Raw genomic sequence first — 1,745 nt, forward strand, 5'->3', positions numbered from 1 at the left:
GCGCACGATCGTGCGGCTGCGGAAAAAGGACCAGGCCGAACGGCAAGAGGAAGAAACCATCCTCGATCTCTACAAAGCCGCGCTGGGGATGGTGTGATGAAGGATATTCGCACCAAGGTGATGCCGGCCAGCAGGCAGCACGAGGATTTGCGGAACGGCTTCATCGCCGCAATCCGCAAGACGGCGCCCGACATGCCGGCCGATGAAATTCTGGCTGTCGTTTGCGTGTTCGTCGGCCAGCTCATCGCCATGCAGGATCAACGGCGGTTCACGTCTGACAGCATCATGAAGCTGGTCGCCTACAACATCGAGCGCGGCAACCAGACTGTCATCGAGGACCTGTTCAAGGCGCAAGGTGGCAACGGATGAACGCGCGCCTGTCCAGCACGGCTGTGATGGCGCGGCGGGTGGAGCCGGCGGATAGCCTCGATTTCTTCCCGACGCCGCCCTGGGGCACGCGGGCGTTCTGCACGCATCTGTTGCCGCGCTTCGAGGGCAGCGACGCGGCCACAGGCATGGTGCCGTGGACGGCGGCCGACCCGGCCTGCGGCGAAGGCCACATGGCGCTGGCGCTGCGAGAATATTTCCCGCTGGTGACGGCGACCGACATCTTTGATTACGGTTTTGGCGGGATCTCGGATTTCCTGCATCCGGACGGCGGCCTGGCGCCGCGCGACTGGATCATCACCAACCCGCCTTTCAACCTCGGGCCTGATTTCGTGCTGGCCGCGCTCGACATCGCCCGGCGCGGCGTCGCCATGCTGGTGCGCTCGGCGTTTCTGGAAGGCGAGGGGCGCTTCGCAAAACTCTACCGGCGCAATCCGCCGCATCTGATCGGCCAGTTCATCGAGCGCCTGCCGATGCATCGCGGCCGCTGGGTGATCGATGGCAAGTCGGCGACCAGCTACAGCTGGCTGGTCTGGCACAAGTTTTCCCCGCGCCCGGCCGATCCCGCATTCGCGTGGATCCCGAAAAGCCGCAAGGCGCTGACCCGGCCCGACGACTGGCTGCGCTTCCGTGGCTGCATGGACGTGCCGAAAAACCACGCCGTCATGCGCGCGATCGAGGCGTTGAAAAAGCCGAAAGTGTATCGCGAGCCGGTGCTGACCATGGCCCAGGTGCGCGCCGAAGCCGAGCGCAACCGCCATCCGGCGACGATCGGCGATATCGCCCGCGAGCTGGGGGCGCTGCTGTGAGAGACGGTTTTCGCGACATCGTTTCAGGCTGGATGCTGGTCAATGATTTTGACGATCTATGCGACCGGATCGAGCGTTCGGCCGAGTGGGCCATAGGCAACTCGCCGCTGCAGCCGGATGAAACGGCAACCGTGCAGCTCATGATCAAGTCGCAAATCGCGCGCGGGCTAGAGCGCGGCGATTTTGACGTCATCCTGCGAATGCTCGGCTGCAAGAACCTGCAGCGGCAAGTGCGGGTCGACGGCGGCTGCGTGGCGTGCGCGGCCGGCCAGGGTGAGGCCTGCCGCATGTTTGAGGCGCTGCTGTGAGCGGCGATCTCGACATCATCAAATCCGGGCTGATCGACCGCATCGAGGGCGTGTGCGAACGGTTGCTGCCAGACGGCAAGCCCGAGGGCGGCCTTTGGGTGGCGTGGAACCCGGTGGAGCTGGACCAAAAACCCGGCCGCCTGCCGGCGCTGAAAGTGCGCATTCGCGGTGGAGATCTCGGCGCCTGGCGCTGCTACCGCTCCGGCGCCAAGGGCGACGTGCTGCGCCTGGTCGAATATGT

5 protein-coding genes are annotated in these 1,745 nt (G+C 65.0%); all 5 read left to right on the forward strand.

The window, feature by feature from the left end; genetic code table 11:
• Window positions 1–97: GapR family DNA-binding domain-containing protein (locus EOD15_RS33805; protein WP_127409271.1), on the forward strand; the 97-nt coding region annotated here is incomplete at its 5' end.
• Window positions 97–369: a hypothetical protein gene (locus EOD15_RS33810; RefSeq protein WP_127322768.1), complete on the forward strand. Its 273-nt coding sequence runs from the start codon at window positions 97–99 to the stop codon at window positions 367–369. The genes EOD15_RS33805 and EOD15_RS33810, both read left to right, overlap by 1 nt.
• Complete coding sequence (locus tag EOD15_RS33815) at window positions 366–1,196, forward strand: SAM-dependent methyltransferase (RefSeq protein WP_185929153.1); 831 nt, start codon at window positions 366–368, stop codon at window positions 1,194–1,196. The genes EOD15_RS33810 and EOD15_RS33815 overlap by 4 nt, the downstream gene beginning before the upstream one ends.
• Before the next feature lie 32 nt (window positions 1,197–1,228).
• Window positions 1,229–1,504 carry a hypothetical protein gene (locus EOD15_RS33820; protein ID WP_127409272.1) on the forward strand — a complete coding sequence of 92 codons (276 nt, stop codon included), beginning with the start codon at window positions 1,229–1,231 and terminating at the stop codon, window positions 1,502–1,504.
• Window positions 1,501–1,745: hypothetical protein (locus EOD15_RS33825; RefSeq protein ID WP_127409273.1), on the forward strand; the 245-nt coding region annotated here is incomplete at its 3' end. The genes EOD15_RS33820 and EOD15_RS33825, both read left to right, overlap by 4 nt.

The sequence above is a fragment of the Mesorhizobium sp. M7A.T.Ca.US.000.02.2.1 genome (assembly GCF_003996995.1).
GTDB lineage: Bacteria > Pseudomonadota > Alphaproteobacteria > Rhizobiales > Rhizobiaceae > Mesorhizobium.

What these genes read in the sequence shown, in the direction of transcription:
- EOD15_RS33810 (WP_127322768.1), top strand. Translation starts at nt 97, where the DNA reads ATGAAGGATATTCGCACCAAGGTGATGCCGGCCAGCAGGCAGCACGAG.
- EOD15_RS33815 (WP_185929153.1), top strand. Translation starts at nt 366, where the DNA reads ATGAACGCGCGCCTGTCCAGCACGGCTGTGATGGCGCGGCGGGTGGAG.
- EOD15_RS33820 (WP_127409272.1), top strand. Translation starts at nt 1,229, where the DNA reads ATGCTGGTCAATGATTTTGACGATCTATGCGACCGGATCGAGCGTTCG.